13 protein-coding genes are annotated in these 16,528 nt (G+C 71.4%); 5 read left to right on the forward strand and 8 right to left on the reverse strand.

What is annotated here, in order from left to right:
• Nucleotides 1-74 precede the first annotated feature (74 nt).
• Both AC068A_RS04150 and AC068A_RS04155 read right to left on the reverse strand, forming a co-directional pair.
• On the reverse strand, nt 75-347 hold the full coding sequence (locus tag AC068A_RS04150; RefSeq protein ID WP_478580407.1) for a type II toxin-antitoxin system antitoxin: 273 nt from the start codon (nt 345-347) through the stop codon (nt 75-77).
• Nucleotides 344-1,252 (reverse strand): SPFH domain-containing protein, encoded by a 909-nt coding sequence (locus AC068A_RS04155; RefSeq protein ID WP_478580409.1) that lies wholly within the window; start codon nt 1,250-1,252, stop codon nt 344-346. Before AC068A_RS04155 ends, AC068A_RS04150 begins: the two co-directional genes overlap by 4 nt.
• 233 nt (nt 1,253-1,485) lie before the next feature.
• Between AC068A_RS04155 and AC068A_RS04160 the strand changes: the two genes are divergently transcribed.
• A complete protein-coding gene (locus AC068A_RS04160; RefSeq protein WP_478580412.1) occupies nt 1,486-3,738 on the forward strand; it encodes a transglycosylase domain-containing protein in 2,253 nt (750 codons plus the stop codon).
• A 98-nt stretch (nt 3,739-3,836) separates the two neighbouring features.
• On the opposite strand, the gene AC068A_RS04165 is transcribed toward AC068A_RS04160, so the two are convergent.
• The 3 genes from AC068A_RS04165 to AC068A_RS04175 form a co-directional block, all read right to left on the reverse strand.
• Nucleotides 3,837-6,218 (reverse strand): SpoIIE family protein phosphatase, encoded by a 2,382-nt coding sequence (locus AC068A_RS04165; RefSeq protein WP_478580858.1) that lies wholly within the window; start codon nt 6,216-6,218, stop codon nt 3,837-3,839.
• 456 nt (nt 6,219-6,674) lie between these two features.
• The gene (gene fomD / locus AC068A_RS04170) at nt 6,675-7,370 is read right to left on the reverse strand and encodes a cytidylyl-2-hydroxypropylphosphonate hydrolase (protein WP_478580415.1); all 696 of its coding nucleotides are present in this window, start codon (nt 7,368-7,370) and stop codon (nt 6,675-6,677) included.
• 103 nt (nt 7,371-7,473) lie between these two features.
• Nucleotides 7,474-8,895 (reverse strand): class II fumarate hydratase, encoded by a 1,422-nt coding sequence (locus tag AC068A_RS04175; RefSeq protein WP_478580418.1) that lies wholly within the window; start codon nt 8,893-8,895, stop codon nt 7,474-7,476.
• Nucleotides 8,896-9,001: 106 nt separating this feature from the next.
• On the opposite strand from AC068A_RS04175, the gene AC068A_RS04180 reads away from it, so the two are divergent.
• Nucleotides 9,002-10,579, forward strand: coding sequence for a ricin-type beta-trefoil lectin domain protein (locus AC068A_RS04180; protein WP_478580421.1), 1,578 nt, complete (start codon nt 9,002-9,004; stop codon nt 10,577-10,579).
• A 195-nt stretch (nt 10,580-10,774) separates the two neighbouring features.
• Here the strand turns inward: AC068A_RS04180 and AC068A_RS04185 are convergent, their stop codons facing one another.
• Nucleotides 10,775-11,539, reverse strand: a complete 765-nt coding sequence (locus AC068A_RS04185) for a glycerophosphodiester phosphodiesterase (protein ID WP_478580424.1) — start codon at nt 11,537-11,539, stop codon at nt 10,775-10,777.
• A 53-nt stretch (nt 11,540-11,592) separates the two neighbouring features.
• Here AC068A_RS04185 and AC068A_RS04190 point away from each other — a divergent pair, with 53 nt between their 5' ends.
• The gene (locus AC068A_RS04190) at nt 11,593-11,994 is read left to right on the forward strand and encodes a hypothetical protein (RefSeq protein WP_478580427.1); all 402 of its coding nucleotides are present in this window, start codon (nt 11,593-11,595) and stop codon (nt 11,992-11,994) included.
• Here the strand turns inward: AC068A_RS04190 and AC068A_RS04195 are convergent.
• Nucleotides 11,973-13,361, reverse strand: coding sequence for a hypothetical protein (locus AC068A_RS04195; RefSeq protein WP_478580430.1), 1,389 nt, complete (start codon nt 13,359-13,361; stop codon nt 11,973-11,975). The two genes, AC068A_RS04190 and AC068A_RS04195, sit on opposite strands and share 22 nt — an antisense overlap.
• Nucleotides 13,362-13,540: 179 nt before the next feature.
• On the opposite strand from AC068A_RS04195, the gene AC068A_RS04200 reads away from it, so the two are divergent.
• Nucleotides 13,541-13,738, forward strand: a complete 198-nt coding sequence (locus AC068A_RS04200) for a hypothetical protein (protein ID WP_478580433.1) — start codon at nt 13,541-13,543, stop codon at nt 13,736-13,738.
• A gap of 123 nt (nt 13,739-13,861) precedes the next feature.
• Here the strand turns inward: AC068A_RS04200 and AC068A_RS04205 are convergent, their stop codons facing one another.
• Nucleotides 13,862-15,529 (reverse strand): fumarate hydratase, encoded by a 1,668-nt coding sequence (locus AC068A_RS04205; RefSeq protein WP_478580436.1) that lies wholly within the window; start codon nt 15,527-15,529, stop codon nt 13,862-13,864.
• A 150-nt stretch (nt 15,530-15,679) separates the two neighbouring features.
• On the opposite strand from AC068A_RS04205, the gene AC068A_RS04210 reads away from it, so the two are divergent.
• On the forward strand, nt 15,680-16,426 hold the full coding sequence (locus tag AC068A_RS04210) for a DUF1707 SHOCT-like domain-containing protein (protein ID WP_478580439.1): 747 nt from the start codon (nt 15,680-15,682) through the stop codon (nt 16,424-16,426).
• Nucleotides 16,427-16,528 lie beyond the last annotated feature (102 nt).

Below are 16,528 nucleotides of genomic sequence, written 5' to 3' on the forward strand. Positions count from 1 at the left end.
CTTCACCTGCGCGTACGGGCGCCGGAGCCGGAGCCGGAGCCGGAGGCGGCGGCCGGGAAGGCCCCCGCCGGTCCTCAGGCGCCCGGCCCGGACCGGGGCCGGCCGCGCGGCGGGATCGGGGCCGCCCCGCCCGGGAGCCGGCCGGTCTCGGCCAGGGCCCGCCGCAGCAGGAACTCGATCTGGGCGTTGGCGCTGCGCAGCTCCTCGCCGGCCCAGCGCGCGAGGGCCTCGTACACCTGCGGGTCGAGCCGCAGCAGCACCTGCTTGCGCGCCTGCCGCGCGGCCCGCGTGGCCCGCTTCGGCTCGGGCTCGCGCTCCGGGCCCGCCGCCTCACCGGAAGGGCTCACTGGTAGAGGGTGCCCGTGTTGACGACGGGCTGGGCCGCGCGGTCCCCGCAGAGGACCACCATCAGGTTGGAGACCATGGCGGCCTTGCGCTCGGGGTCCAGCTCCACGATGTCCTCCTCCTGCAGGCGGGTCAGGGCCAGTTCCACCATGCCGACCGCCCCTTCGACGATCTGCTTGCGGGCCGCCACGACCGCGCCCGCCTGCTGGCGCTGGAGCATCGCGGAGGCGATCTCCGGAGCGTACGCGAGATGCGTGAAGCGGGACTCGATGATCTCGACGCCGGCCGCGTCCACCCGCGCGGCGAGCTCGAGGGCCAGCTTCTCGGTGATCTCCTCGGCGTTGCCGCGCAGCGACAGGCCGCCCTCCTCGTGGGCGTCGTAGGGGTACTCGATCGCGATGTGCCGGACCGCCGCCTCGGTCTGGGTCTCCACGAACTCGGCGAAGTCCTCCACCTCGAAGGTGGCGCGCGCCGTGTCCTCGACCCGCCACACCACGACCGCGGCCAGCTCGATCGGGTTGCCGTAGGCGTCGTTGACCTTCAGAACGGCCGTCTCGTGGTTGCGTACGCGGGTGGAGACCTTCTCCCGCGAGGTCAGCGGGTTCACCCAGCGCAGGCCGTCGGTGCGGACGGTCCCGCGGTAGCGGCCGAAGAGCTGCACCACCCGGGCCTCGCCCGGCGCCACCGTGTTCAGCCCGCTCATCGCCAGCAGCGAGACGATCGCCAGCAGCACCCCGGGCGCGATCAGCCCGACATGCCGCACGCCGCTCTCCGCGCCGGCGCCGAAGGCGATCAGCAGCGCCCCGGCCGCCGCCCCCGCCAGCCCGAGCAGGAGGGCCAGTCCGCCGCCCACATCGCGCGCCGGGAACTCCCGTACGCCCGTCGCGGCCTGCGTCGTGTCTGTCATGTCATGCCCCCGTTTCGGCTGGTCCGACCGATCGGACGTCCTAGCAAAGTGATATCACTTTTCGGGGCCACCGCAACCCTCGGGGGCGCACGTGCGTCGGTTCCCTTGATGTGGGTGCTGATTCTCACGTCCGAATTGAACGGTTTTATTCGGAATTGGCAAACCTTTGCCACAACCTGCGGTGTTAGCTTTCTGAGTTGACGTCGGGGGGGAATTCGAGCGGAGCGGGAGCGATGGGCCGAGCAGAAGCGCGTAAGGCGCAGCAGCAGCGCACCGCGCGGCGGGCGCCGCGCGGGCGCGCCAGCGGAAAAGGGCAGACCGGCAAGCGCACCGGCATACGACGCTTCGTCAACTGGAAGACGGTCCTCGGGACTTTCTTCGGGATGATGCTGCTCGGCATGGCCGCGCTCGTCGGTCTGTACTTCTACGTGGACCCGCCGAACCCGAACGCCGAGGCGATCCAGCAGAGCAACACGTACAAGTACGCCGACGGGACCCTCATGGCCCGGGTCGGCGAGAGGAACCGCGAGCTCGTCCCGATCGAGAAGGTCCCGAAGGAGATCCAGACGGCGTTCATCGCCATCGAGAACAAGTCCTTCTACGAGGACCGCGGCGTCGACTTCATGGGCGTGGCCCGCGGCCTGTTCCGCACGGCCACCGGCAAGGGCGCCGCGGGCGGTTCGACGATCACCCAGCAGTACGTCAAGAACTTCTACCTGACGCAGGACCAGACCCCCACACGCAAGCTCAAAGAGCTCGTGATCTCCCTCAAGGTCGACGAGCGCATGACCAAGGACGAGATCCTCGCGGGCTACCTGAACACCAGCTACTTCGGGCGCGGCGCGTACGGCATCCAGGCCGCCGCCCAGGCCTACTACGGCGTCGACGTCGAGAAGCTGACGCTGGAACAGGGCGCGTACCTCGCGGCCGTCCTCCAGGCCCCCAGCGACTACGACTGGGCGACCGCCAGCGACCGGGGAAAGAAGCTCGTCACCATCCGCTTCAACGGCGTCCTCGAGAACATGGTCGAGATGGGCGCGCTCGACGAGGCCAAGCGCCAGACGATGAAGTTCCAGGAGCCGATCAAGCCCAAGCCCGCCCCGGGCCTGGAGGGCCAGAAGGGCTACCTGAAGCAGGCCGCCGACGCCGAGCTGCGCCGCCAGACCAAGATGACCGCGGCCGAACTCCAGGCGGGCGGCTGGGAGATCACCCTCAACATCGACCCGAAGAAGCAGAAGGCCCTGGAGACGGCCGTCACGGAGAAGCTGGAGAGCCAGCTCGACCGCAAGAACCGGCCCGTCGACGCCGCCGTGCAGGCCGGCGCCACCTCCGTTGATCCCAAGACCGGCGCGATCGTCGCCATGTACGGCGGTACCGGCCTGTCCGACCACTGGGCGAGCAACGCCCTGCGCACCGACTTCCAGCCGGGCTCGACCTTCAAGCCGGTCGTGCTGGCCTCCGCCCTGGAGAACAAGGCGACCACGCAGGACAAGAAGCCGATCACGCCGAACGCCCTGTACGACGGCACCAGCAAGCGCCAGGTCGTCGGCAGCAAGATCCCGTTCAACCCGCAGAACCAGGACGACAAGGACTACGGCACCCCGCTGATGACGGTGCAGGAGGCCACCAACCACTCGGTGAACTCCGTGTACGCCCAGATGATCGTCGACGTGAAGCCGCCGAACGCGAAGAAGACGGCCATCGAGCTCGGCATGAAGGACCGCGAAGGCTGGCCCGAGGACAAGCCGGCCATGTCGCTCGGCACCATGAGCGCCAACACCGTGGAAATGGCCGCCGTCTACGCCACCCTCGACAACCACGGCAAGAAGGTCACGCCCTCGATCATCAAGTCCGCCGAGCACGCGGAGCGCGAGTTCACCAAGCCCGAGTCCGGCCAGCAGGTCATCACCCGCGAGACCGCCGACACCGTGACCAAGGTGCTCACCGGCGTCGTGAACGACGGCTCCGGCAAGGCGGTGCGCAGCTCCGCGTACGAGGCCGCCGGCAAGACCGGTACCACCGAGTCCAACGTGGCCGCCTGGTTCACCGCGTACACGCCCGAACTCGTCACCGTCGTCGCGATGTTCGGTGAGGAGCCGGGCACCGGCAAGCAGACCACCCTGACCGGTACCGCGGGCGGCGGACGCGCCGGCGGCTCCAGCTTCCCGGCGGATATCTGGAAGGCGTACACCCTGGCCGCGCTCAAGGGCGCGAGCACGGCGAAGTTCGACCTGTCCGAAGCGGACATGGGCCCGGTGCAGACCCCGTCGCGCAGCGCCTCCCCGTCGAGCTCGGCGGGTACGACCAGCCCGTCGCCGAGCTCCAGCCAGCTCTCGCCCAGCCCGGACCCGAGCAAGGTCTCGCCCAACCCGGACCCGAGCAAGAGCAGCGGCAAGCCGGACCCGAGCAAGAGCAGCTCGCCGAAGCCGGACCCGACGAAGACCGGCGCGACCCCGCCGATACAGCCGCCGTTCAACAGCCAGTAGGTCGAGCGGACCGCGAAAAGGGCCGCCGCCCCGCAGCACACGAGCTGCCGGGCGGCGGCCCTTTCGGCCTCAGCGGCCCGAGGCCGCTCAGCGGGCCCTCAGCGGCGGTCGCGGGCCGCCGGCAGCGGGAGCTCGAACCAGACCACCTTGCCGCTGCTCAGCCGGGTCGCACCCCAGCGGCGGGTCATCCGGTTGACCAGGAACAGGCCCCGGCCGCCCTCGTCGGTCTCCCGGGCCCGGCGCTGGCGCGGCAGCTGCGGGGAGTCGTCGCCGACCTCGCAGCGCAGCACGTCCGTCCGCAGCAGGCGCAGGGTCACCGGCCGTTCCGCGTACCGGACGGCGTTGGTGACCACCTCGCTGACGAGCAGCTCCACCGAGTCCTCGAGCTCCTCCAGGCCCCAGCGGGCCAGCGCCCGGCGGGCGAACCGGCGGGCCCGCCCCGGAGCGGTCTCCTCCGGATCGAGGAACCAGTACGCCACGTCGCTGGGCGCGATCCCGTCGAAGCGGGCCGCGAGCAGCGCGATGTCGTCGTCCCGGTCGCCGGGGCCCAGCATGTCGAGGACGTCGTCGCAGAGGGCCTCCAGCGGCGGCGGGTGGTCCAGCCCGGTCAGCTGCGCGGTGGTGGCCAGCCGCTCGCGGAGCTGCTCGATGCCGGTCCACACGTCCCGCAGCCGGGACTCCACCAGCCCGTCCGTGTAGAGCAGCAGCGTGGCCCCGGCCGGGGCGTCCAGCTCCACGGCCTCGAAGTCGACGCCGCCGACGCCGATGGGGGCGCCCGGGGGCACCCGGAGCACCTCGGCGCGGCCGCCCAGGTGCAGCAGCACGGGCGGCGGGTGGCCGGCGTTGGCGATGGTGATCCGGTGCGACACCGGGTCGTACACGGCGTACAGGCAGGTCGCCATGCGGTCGGAGCCCAGCCGCTGCGCCTGTTCGTCCAGGTGGTGCATCACCTCTGCGGGCGGCAGGTCCAGCTGTGCCAGGGTCTGCGCGGTGGTCCGCAACTGGCCCATGATCGCGGCAGAGGTCATGGAGTGGCCCATGACGTCGCCGACGACGAGCGCGACCCGGCTGCCGGGCAGGGGTATGGCGTCGTACCAGTCCCCGCCGACCCGGGCCGTCTCGGCCGCCGGCAGGTAGCGGGAGGCCAGCCTGACCCCGGTGGGCTGCGGCAGGCTGTGGGGCAGCATGGTGCGCTGGAGCTCGTCGGCGATGTACGCCTCACGGCCGTACAGGACGGCCTTGTCGATGCCGAGCGCGGTGTGGGTGGCCAGCTGGGCGGCGACCAGCAGGTCGTTCTGCTCGAACGCGGGCCGCTCGGGGCTGCGCAGGAACACCGCGGCGCCGATCACCCGGCGGCGGCCGCGCAGCGGCGCGAGGACGGCCCTCCGGCCGCGCGGTACGGGGTGCTCCGCGCCCAGCAGCTCCGGCAGAGCGTCCTGCGCACCCTCGGAGGACGCGAAGACCGGCCGTACGCCGCGCAGCACCTCGGCGAGCGCCCCGCCGGGCAGGATCTCGCACAGCTCGGCGGCGGGCAGGTCACCCTGCGGGCCGACCATCGGCAGCTGGCTGAAGTCGAGCTCCCCGGCGCCCCCCGCGGCACCGGCGCCCTCGGCTCCGGTCAGGTCGTCGATCGGCCGGAGCCGGTCGGTGCGGCGCAGCCTTAAAACGACCGGGCCGACCGGCCGTTCGTCGCCCACCGGCAGGGGATCGCGCAGGTACACGAGGATGGCGTCGGAGAAGGTCGGCACGGTGGCCCGGCACAGCCCGAGCACGATCTCGTCGAGGTCGATGCCGCGGGCGATGCGGCGCGTGGCGGCGCCGACGAACCGCAGCCGGTCGCCCTCGCGGCGCGCGAGGGCGCCCTCGACGGTTCCGACGGTGGCCGGGGTGCCGGCCGCCGCCTCCGCTTCCGCCTCGGCCTCGGTCGTGTCGGAGCCGTCGGGCGCGCCGTCCTGCGGGGCGCCGTCCGGGTCGGCGGGGTCGACCGGGTCGACCAGGTCGACGGGGTCGAGCCCGGCGGCGGCCGGGGAGCCGGCTCCGGTTGCGGTTGCGGTTGCGGTTCCGGTGCCGGGGGTGGTGCCGGGTGTGTCCGTGCTGACGCCGGCGGCCGCGCGGTGGCGCACCGCATCCGGTATGGCGTCACCCGCCGCCGCTGCCGCTCCCGTTGCGGCCTGTCCGGCCGCCGGGCCCGCCCCGCGCTCGGGGCGGGCCCCTGCGGCACCCCGGGCGGCCTCGGCGTCCCGGGTACGGCCGCCCCGGCGCCCGCGGGCCCGCGGTGCGGCCTGCGCCGCCGGACGGCCCTCCTCGCGGGCGGGCGCGGCCGCGGGACCCGGGCCGGGGGCAGCCTCGCCGTCGCGCGGGCGCGGGACGTCGGCGCCGCGGCCGGGGGAGTCCGCGTGCGCCCGTACGGGGTCGGCGCCGGGCCCGGCCGCACCGCGTACGCCCTCGGCGGCCGGGGCGGGAGCCTTCCCGTGGCCCAGCTCGTCCGCGCACCGGCCGGAGACCGCGGCGCGGGCGCGCCCCTCCGCGGCACCGGCGGCGGAGGAGGGCAGGCCGGTGCCGCCCGGGGCCGGTGCCGCGGCGGCCGCGGCAGGCTGCGGGCCCTCCTGCGAGGTGGGGTACTCCGTCACGCGTGGCATTCCGTCCGTCTGCGCTCGATGTGCGCTGCACTCAACTCGGTCAGTCGCGGTATACCCGCTCAGCGGCGGGGACACCATCGCCCCGCGGTTCCTCCCCATACTTCGTCCGGAGGGACGCCCGCACCGGCTTCGTCGGCGGCGACCCCACCCGCACGTTACCCTCTCGCCCGGCCGTTGACCTCCAGTCAAGTTCCGCGCCCGGTACGACGTTTACGGCACTGCGGCCGGGTGCGGCACCCGCACGCGACCTTGCGGAGGGAGATATTACGGTTCAACCCCGGGGGCGTATCAAGGGTCTCATGAGGTCATGTGCGCCGGGGTGCGGTCCCAGCCCTCGGGCAGGGCCGGAACGCCCCAGGCCGGATCGGGCCGCCAGTCCTGCCACCCGTCCGAGAACGGAGCCCCCCACGCCTTGACGACGTCCAGGGCGTCCTGCCCGGCCCGCTGTACCCGCAGGGCCTGTCCGGCGTCCATCAGGCCGGCCCGCTGCGCCTGCGCGAACTCGTCCTCGTCGCGCCACTTCCACGTGCGGTCCGGGTAGACGGAGATGTCCAGGAAGTGGTCGACGGAGTCGACCCCGCCGGCCCAGCGCGACCGCGGCTCCTCGAGGTTGACGTACCAGCTCTTGAACCGCCAGCCGTGCTCCCAGAACAGCCACACCGACCACGGGTCCCCGGGCCGGGCCAGCTTCAGCACGCCCGTGCCGAACCAGCGGGCGCGCACGGTGGTGCGGGGCGCGGTGTAGCGGGTGGCGAGCGGCTCCTCGTGCACGGGGGTGCCGTCGGCGAGCACCGGCTTGACGCACTCGGTGCCGGGTGCCATCCACACGGCCAGCAGGTCCGCGGTGTCCTGCACCACGGTCACCGGGCGGCAGATGTGGACCGCGCCCGTCAGGCCCGGGGCGTGGTCGCGGTACCGCCAGAGGATCTGCTCCCCCGGCCGCCAGCGGTTGCCCTGTGCGCCGCCGCCCCCGCGGCCTCCGGTACCTGTCATGCGCAGATACTAGGGCTGGGGCGCCTGTACTCGCTGCGGTGCAGGTCACGGAGGTGTTCGGGGACGGGACACGACTGGATCCGGCCCCCGGCCGGAACGGATTTCAGGGCCGGGTCATCCGCAGGACGTCGAGGGCCTCGTCGAGCTGCTCCAGGGTCAGGTCGCCCCGGTCGACGTAGCCGGACTCCAGGACGACCTCCCTGACCGTCTTCCGCTCGGCGAGGGACCGCTTGGCCACCTTGGCCGCCTCCTCGTAGCCGATGTACCGGTTGAGCGGGGTCACCACGGAGGGGGAGGACTCGGCGTACTCCCTGGCCCGGGCCGCGTTGGCGGTGATGCCGTCGATGGTGCGGTCGGCCAGCAGGCGGCACGCGGAGGACAGCAGGCGGATCGACTCGAGCAGGTTCCGGGCCATCACGGGGAGCATCACATTGAGCTCGAAGTTGCCCGCGGCGCCCGCCACCGCGACCGCGGTGTCGTTTCCGGTCACCTGCGCGGCGATCATCAGTACGGCCTCGGGGACGACCGGGTTGACCTTCCCGGGCATGATCGAGGACCCCGGCTGGAGATCCGGGAGATTGATTTCGGCCAATCCGGTGCGCGGCCCGGAGGCCATCCAGCGCAGGTCGTTGCAGATTTTGGTGAGCGACACGGCGATCGTGCGGAGCATGCCCGAGGTCTCCACCAGCGCGTCGCGGGCGCCCTGGGCCTCGAAGTGATTGCGGGCCTCGGTCAGCGGCAGTCCGGTCGCGGCGGCCACCTCGGCGATCACGTCGGCCGAGAAGCCCGCCGGAGTGTTGATCCCGGTGCCCACCGCGGTCCCGCCCAGCGGCAGTTCGGCCAGCCGGGGCAGGACCGCCTCGAGCCGCTCGATGCCGTGGCGGACCTGGGCGGCGTACCCGCCGAACTCCTGGCCCAGGGTGACCGGTGTGGCGTCCATCAGGTGGGTCCGGCCGGCCTTGACCACCTCGGCGAAGGCGGCGGCCTTGCGCTCCAGGGCGAGTTCGAGGTGGCGCAGGGCGGGGATGAGCTCGTGGGTGACGGCGGCGGTCGCGGCGATGTGGATGGACGACGGGAACACGTCGTTGGAGCTCTGCGAGGCGTTGACGTGGTCGTTGGGGTGCACCTCGCGGCCGAGCCGTTCGGCGGCCAGGGTGGCGATCACCTCGTTGGTGTTCATGTTGGACGAGGTCCCGGACCCGGTCTGGAACACGTCCACGGGGAAGTGGTCGTCCCAGCGGCCCTCGGCCACCTCGGCCGCGGCGGCGACGACGGCCTCGGCGAGCTCGCGGTCGAGTACCCCCAGCTCGGCGTTGACCGTCGCGGCGGCGGCCTTGATCCGGGCGAGCGCCTCGATGTGGGCGCGCTCCAGGCGCTGCCCGGAGAGCGGGAAGTTCTCCACCGCGCGCTGGGTCTGGGCCCGCCACTTGGCGTGGGCCGGGACCTTCACCTCGCCCATCGAGTCGTGCTCGATGCGGTGCGGGCCGGTCGGGCCCCGGCCGGCGTCGTGCTGATTGTTCGTCATGTTCGTGGCCTCCTCGAAAAGTTGAGCAATTGTCTGGTTGGAAGTGTTCCCATCTCCCCTACCGAGCAGTAAATACCGGCGGTAACACCATCTTGGGGAGGCGTACATGACACGTGTAGGCAGGACACCCAGGCTCAGATGTACCGTTGCCGCCGCCGCGGCGTTCGCGGCCGCCCTCGGGGGCGTCACCGCCGTCACCCCCCTGGCCCACGCGGCCGCCCCGGCGCTCCCGGCTGCCGCGCCGGCCGCTGCGCCCGCTGTCGCGCCGGCGGCCTCCGGCGCCGTCACCCCCCTGCCGCCCGAACTGGAGGCCGTCCGGGCGGCCGAGGCCACCCGGATCTACGGCGACCCGGCCATCCGCCCGATGGGCGAGCGCAAGACCGGCCTGATCTCGCTCGGCGACAGCGAGATTTCCGGCGAGGGCATCGGGAACTACGATCCCGCGACCAACACGCCGAACAACCAGTGCCACCGCTCGCCCGACGCCGCGATCCACCGCACCGGCATCCCGGCCGACCTGACCTTCAACGCCGCCTGCTCGGGCGCGTACACCGGCAACATCCGCATCGGCGGCAGCAAGCAGTACGCCGACGAGCTGGTGCAGAGCGACAGCCTCGCCATCACGGCCCGCAACACCCGGATCAAGCTGGTGCTGCTCGTCGCCGGCGCCAACGACGACCTCCAGTTCGGCCCCGTCATGACCGACTGCGTCACCCGCTGGGTGCTCATCCAGGGCGCCTGCGAGCCGAAGTACGCCCCCGGCTGGCAGGCGCGCGTGGACGGGCTGCGGCCGAAGGTCGAGGCCACGGTCGCCGACCTGAAGACGGTCATGCGCGGTGCCGGATACGCCGACTCCGACTACAAGCTGGTCGTCATGGGCTACCCCAGCCCCATCGGCCCCGACTTCTACGACAACCCGAACTTCCCGGGCAAGCTCCCGGGCGGCTGCGCCGGCTACGACTCCGACGCCACCTGGGGCCGCAACCACGCCGTACCCGCCTTCGAGAAGGGCATGCGGGAGGCAGCCCGCAACTCCGGTGCGATCTACCTGGACAACTCGCGGCTCTTCCACGGCCACGAGGTGTGCATGGAGGACACCTGGGCCCGCGGCCTCTACCTGGACCTCGGCGACCACTTCCCGTGGGACGAGAACACCGCCCGCCAGTCCTTCCACCCCAACCACCGCGGCCACGGCGCGTTCGCGTCCTGCCTGACCCGGCTGTACGACTCGGGCCTGCGCGAGGCCTCCTGCGCCGACCCGGCGTCCACCGGCACGCCCGTCCTCCAGACGGGGGCCTGGGACGACCTGTACCGGCCGCTGGGGAACGAGGCCACCGGCTCCTGCCTCGACGCGAACGGCGGCTCCAGCGCCAACGACACCAAGGTGATCGGCTGGGACTGCCACGGCGGCCGCAACCAGGGCTGGTGGTACGACACCGCGGGCCGGTCGCTGCACACCGAGCTCACCCACGACCGCTGCCTGGACGCCCCCGGCGGCGCCTACGGGGCCGGCACCGGCCTGATCCTGTGGAACTGCCACGGCGGCGCCAACCAGAAGTTCGTCCGCGACGGCGCCACCGTCCGCCCGGCCGCCGCGACCGGCATGTGCCTGACGCTCGGCGCGGCCAAGGACCCCCTCCGGCTCCAGCCCTGCAACGGCTCCGCCAACCAGCGCTTCGCCTGACCGCCACTTCCCCCGTACGACCCCCACACCCGGCCGGACGACCAGGCCGGGTGTTCTCATGCGGGCAGCGGTCCAACGGCGCGCAGCGGTTCAGCGGCGGCGGACAGGACCGTGCCGCGGATCTTCCCCACGGGACAAGCCCCGTCGGGAGCCCGGACAGCGGCCGTCCGCCGATCGGCGGAGCACACACCGGTTTCAGCGGGCGTTGACGTACTCCCGCACCTCGCGCGGCCGGTTGGTGATGATCGTCTCCACCCCGAGCCGCAGGCACAGCTCGACGTCCTCGAACTCGTCCACGGTCCACACCCGCACCCGCAGCCCCTTGGCCTTCAGCCGCGCCACCAGCCCCGGATCCCGCCGCACCAGGTCGATCCCCGGCCCGGCATGCCCCGCGAACGGCGGCCGCGGCGGCCGCACGGCCCGCTCGATCAGGTACACGGCCGGCAGCCCGGGCGCGAGCCGGTTCATCCTGACCAGCGCGTTCCGCGAGAAGCTCATCACCTCGACGAGGCCGTCGGCGCCGTCGGCGAGCCCGTGGTCCTTCAGCACCCGCACCAGCTCGGCCTCCAGCCGGCCGCCGGCCCGGGTGGGGTGCTTGGTCTCGACGGCCAGCCCGACGGGCCGGTCCGCGGCCAGCGCCTCCTTCAGCAGGTCCTCGAAGAGCAGCACCTGCGCCCCCCGGTGCTCCTCGCCCTTCCAGCCGCCGAAGTCGAGCGCGGTGAGCTGCTCGTACGTCATCGCGGAGACGACCCCGCGCCCGTCCGAGGTGCGCTCCACCGTCCGGTCGTGCACGCACACCAGCCGCCCGTCGGCGGTCAGCCGCACATCGCACTCCAGCGCGTCCGCGCCGTCGGCGATGGCCTGCCGGTACGCGGCGAGGGTGTGCTCGGGGTGCTCGTGGGAGGCCCCGCGGTGGGCGATGACCCGCACGTCGCGGGCGGTGGGGAGCAGCTGTGTCATAGGGGAGACGTTAACCGGCTGCGATGGAGCGGCCGGTACCGCATCATCCACAGGTGGCCGAACACCTGATGACACTCCACTGCGAGCCCTGCCCCTCCTGCCACGAGGCGCGGCAGCTCATCGTGGACGGGCGCCTGCGCTGGGAGGAGCAGGAGTACTGCTCCGCCTACGGCACTCAGGCCTGTGGCCGGGGCTGGGGCCCGCCGCCGCCCTGGGTACGGGAGCGGATCGTCGCCGAGGAGGGCACGGTCCGCGTAGCCGTCGGCGGCCCGGACGGGGCGCCCCTCAAGGCCGTACGCGAGGTGTTCGGCCTGACCCTGCGCGAGCTGGTCGAGGCCCGGCACCACGGCCTCGACGCAACCCCGGTCGAGGCCGAGCTGATCGACCGGCTGCGGACCGGCCGCGGTCCGCAGGAGAGCGGGCCGCCGGCGGGTCAGAGCGGGCGCTGTTCCTGAGCTTCCTTCAGGAGTTGCGCGAACGGTGTTTGGGCCATGGAGCCGCGCACGTGTGTCAGACCGTATCTATCGTTGGCCTGTCGTTGCTTCTCGGGATCAACGAGGTTGAAGGGCTTACTGTCGCCCGGCCTGGAGACATCCACATAAAGAGCAGGCTTCTGGCGGTACAGCCACCACACCGTCACGCGTTCCCGGCCTCGGGTCACGTTCAGGAGCTCACTGCTGTTGGAGATGTCCGCCTGGTACCTGAAGTACTCCCTGTGGGTCGGCGGCGGCGCCTGGGGCTCGTCGTCCTTGCCTTGTTTCACGAGCTTCCCCCGCCACGTCCCGGATTTTTCGAAATCGGCGGCCATTTTCATCCTGTCGTGCCTGATGGCCCAAGCCTCGACCTGAGCCGCGATCGCTTCGTAGGTCATCCCTTTGGGATTTTTGATTTCAACGACCACATCCTGGGAGATTTCCTCCTCCGGGCCCAATTCCCGCCCTGGCGGCCTGATTAGTTCGCCAGGTTTGAGCAATTTGTACTTGTCTTTCGGGTCGCTCGCGAGCTTGGCGTGGATCCAGTAGATGCTGCCGATGATGTGGACCGGAACCTGACCGGAGTTCTTGAGTCGCAAGCGGACCCGCAGATACATCTCGTTCCTGTCGAAACTCGGCTTTCCGAGCTCGGCGGAGGCCTGCACCAATGGGCGTGACACAGAGGGAACGTAGACCTGCGTATACGCCAAGTTGGTGATGACGAGGAGAGTGGAACCAACCGCTCCGATCGCAATTCGACCGGGGTAGCGCAGTGTTCTCCATGCCCGGCGCTTGATCATCGCGACCAAGGAGTACACCGAGCAGGCCATGATGGCTGTCCAGAGCAGCAGGTATGGCGTGTACGTCCAGCCCCTGTACTTGAAGTGCATCCAGAGCAGCACCACACCGACTAGGAACTCGACCGATGCTCCGACCAGAAGGGCAGGCCCTGAGGCCTTTATCTTCCGCTTGCCCCAGTAGTCAAAAACTGCTGCGAAGGCGAGTGCCTCCACGACGGCCATGGCCAGGAAGATGAATCCCGTCACCCGACCAGCGAAGCTGAGGGCGTCAAAGGTGTCATGAAAGCCTATCCAGCCGCAAACGGCGGCAGTCGACAGGAACCCGGCCGCCATGACGGTGATCCGTCGTCCACCCTTGAGGGCTGGCCAGACGGTACTGTCTCCCCCGCGCCATTCGATGTGGAACTTGGGTCCCACGCCGGCACGGTTCAATACCTTCTGCAGTTCGCCAGGGCCCCGCACGTTGCCCTCGGTCTTGCCGTCGATCACGACTTTCCGCAAGCCGATGTCATCCGGTGGCGATATGACTACGGCGGGCTTGTTCTCCATGGCACCAGGCTGCCCCCGCACGTGCGCGAACGCCCCTCGGGCACGCGTGTCGGGAGTGTCCCTCCTGAAACGACGGGACATGCAGCCGTCACCCGAATGGAGCAATGGGGTGCGCACCTGTCCGCGGTGCAGCGTGAAGCTGGTGAGGACCGTGTCGTCGTCCTTATCGGAGGTCTCCGATGCGTAGACAATTCATCGGGTTCATCGCCGCCGTCGTGCTTGCCGCTCTCGGCACCGTGGCCCACGTCGCACAGGCTGCTGTGCCGACCATCGACGGGCAGACGTGCATGGACGGCGGCGGTTCCGTGGAGTATGAGTCGACCACAGGTTCGTGGGTTTGCGTCGACGGTGTCCACAAGGGCAAACCGATCGACTGAACCGGAACGCTCCGGGCCGCGGGCCCGGGTCGACCGGTCTCGGATCCGACCGGACGCGAGACCACTGGGCGGGCCGAGAGCCCTCGGCGGGTGCCGGGGGCTCTCGACGGGTGCCGCTACCGGTCAGGCCAGGCCGGGGCCGCGGACCGGGATGTGGGTGAAGGTGGGCTCGGGGGCCGGGTTCTGGAAGAAGTCGTTGCCCTTGTCGTCCACGACGATGAACGCCGGGAAGTCCTCGACCTCGATCTTCCAGACCGCCTCCATGCCGAGCTCCTCGTACTCGACGACCTCGACCTTCTTGATGCAGTCCTGGGCGAGGCGGGCGGCGGGGCCGCCGATCGAGCCGAGGTAGAAGCCGCCGTGCGCGCCGCAGGCGGTGGTCACCTGCTGCGAGCGGTTGCCCTTGGCCAGCATGACCTTGGAGCCGCCCGCCGCCTGGAACTGCTCGACGTACGAGTCCATGCGGCCGGCCGTGGTCGGGCCGAAGGAGCCCGAGGCGTAGCCCTCGGGGGTCTTCGCCGGGCCGGCGTAGTAGACGGGGTGGTCCTTGAGGTACTGCGGCATGTCCTCGCCCGCGTCCAGCCGCTCCTTGATCTTCGCGTGGGCGATGTCGCGGGCCACGACCAGCGGGCCGGTGAGGGAGAGGCGGGTCTTGACCGGGTGCTTGGTCAGCTCGGCCAGGATGTCGTCCATCGGCTGGTTCAGGTCGATGGAGACCACGTCCGAGGACTCGTCCAGGTGCTCGTCCGTGGTGTCCGGGAGGAAGCGGGCCGGGTCGCGCTCCAGCTGCTCCAGGAAGACGCCCTCGGCGGTGATCTTCGCGACCGCCTGGCGGTCGGCGGAGCAGGAGACCGCGATGGCGACGGGGCAGGACGCGCCGTGGCGGGGCAGGCGCACCACGCGGACGTCGTGGCAGAAGTACTTGCCGCCGAACTGGGCGCCGATGCCGAGCTTCTGGGTGAGCTCGAAGACCTTCTCCTCCAGGTCGGTGTCGCGGAAGCCGTGGCCGAGCGGGGAGCCCTCGGTCGGGAGCTCGTCCAGGTAGTGGGCGGAGGCGTACTTGGCGGTCTTCAACGCGTGCTCGGCGGACGTGCCGCCGACGACGATCGCCAGGTGGTACGGCGGGCAGGCCGCCGTGCCGAGCGAGCGGATCTTCTCCTCCAGGAACTTCATCATGGAGGCCTCGTTGAGGACCGCCTTGGTCTCCTGGTAGAGGAAGGACTTGTTGGCGGAGCCGCCGCCCTTGGCCATGAAGAGGAACTTGTACGCGCCGCCGTCGGTCGCGTACAGCTCGATCTGCGCGGGCAGGTTCGAGCCGGTGTTCTTCTCCTCCCACATGGTCAGCGGGGCCATCTGCGAGTAGCGCAGGTTCAGCTTCGTGTACGCGTCGTAGATGCCGCGGGAGAGGGCTTCCTCGTCGCCGCCCTCGGTGAGGACGTTCTGGCCGCGCTTGCCCATGACGATCGCCGTGCCCGTGTCCTGGCACATCGGCAGCACGCCGGCCGCCGCGATGTTCGCGTTCTTCAGGAGGTCCAAGGCGACGAACTTGTCGTTCGCGGAGGCCTCGGGGTCGTCGATGATCCGCCGCAGCTGCGCGAGGTGGGCCGGGCGCAGGAAGTGCTGGATGTCGTGGATGGCCTCCTCGGCGAGCTTGCGCAGCGCCTCCGGCTCGACCTTGAGGAAGGTGCGTCCGTCCGCCTCGAAGGTGGACACGCCCTCGGAGGTCACCAGCCGGTAGGGGGTGGTGTCCTCGCCCAGGGGCAGCAGGTCGGTGTACGCGAACTCCGGCATCGTGTGGCCATTCCTCACTCGGCAGACAGCGCTGACGACCGATTTGGCAGCGCGGTCAACCAGCGTAGGACCTCGTTGTGGGGATGTGTCTGTGAGGTAAGGCTCACCAGCGACTATCGCGATCTATCGTGTCTCGCTATGCTGGTCGGCGTGGACATGGAAAAGCACCCCGCAGACCCCGCCGCCGCCCCCGCCGCGCCGGCCGCGTCCGCCACCCCGGCCGTGGCGCCGGCCGCGCCCGCGGCCCCCGCCGCCGACGGGCTGCGCGCCTCCGACGCCGACCGCGACCGGATCGCGCAGATCCTGTCCGACGCGCTCGCCGAGGGCCGGCTGACCCCGGACGAGCACTCCGAGCGCCTGGACTCCCTGTACACCCTGAAGACCGTCGCCGAGCTGGACCTTCTGGTGCGGGACCTGCCCGCGCCCGGCGGCGCCCCGGCCTCGTCCGCGTACGCGCCGGGCCCCGCGGGCCGCGCCCCGGCGGGACCGGCGGGCCTGCCCGGCTCCGCCGAGACGGTGGTCGCCGTGTGCAGCAGCTCCGCACGCAAGGGGCGGTGGCGGCCGGCCGCGCGGACCCGTGCGGTCTCCGTCCTGGGCGACATCACCATCGACCTCACCGGGGCCGTTTTCGAGCAGCAGGTCACTGAGATCAACGTGGCGTGCGTGCTCGGGAACGTGGAGATCCTGGTCCCGGAAAACGTCACCTTGCGCGGCCACGGCAGCGGTGTCCTCGGCAATTTCGAGGTCCACGGCGAGGGCCGGCCGGGCACGGACCCGAACGCCCCGGTAGTGATCATCCGAGGCTTCGCCCTGCTGGGCAACATCGAGGCCCGCCCCAAGGTCGGCTCCCGCCTGGTTGACCTGGCCCACACACTGCACAAGCGCCTGCACGGCTAGCTGCCGGCTAGCGACGACCGGGCCGACGGGCCAGTCGACGGCCGGCCGACGGCCCGGCCGCGCCCGCGCAGCCGCGCCCTCTTGCTGCGTCGGATTTCGGTC

It is taken from the genome of Streptomyces sp. NPDC043854, from assembly GCF_056436005.1.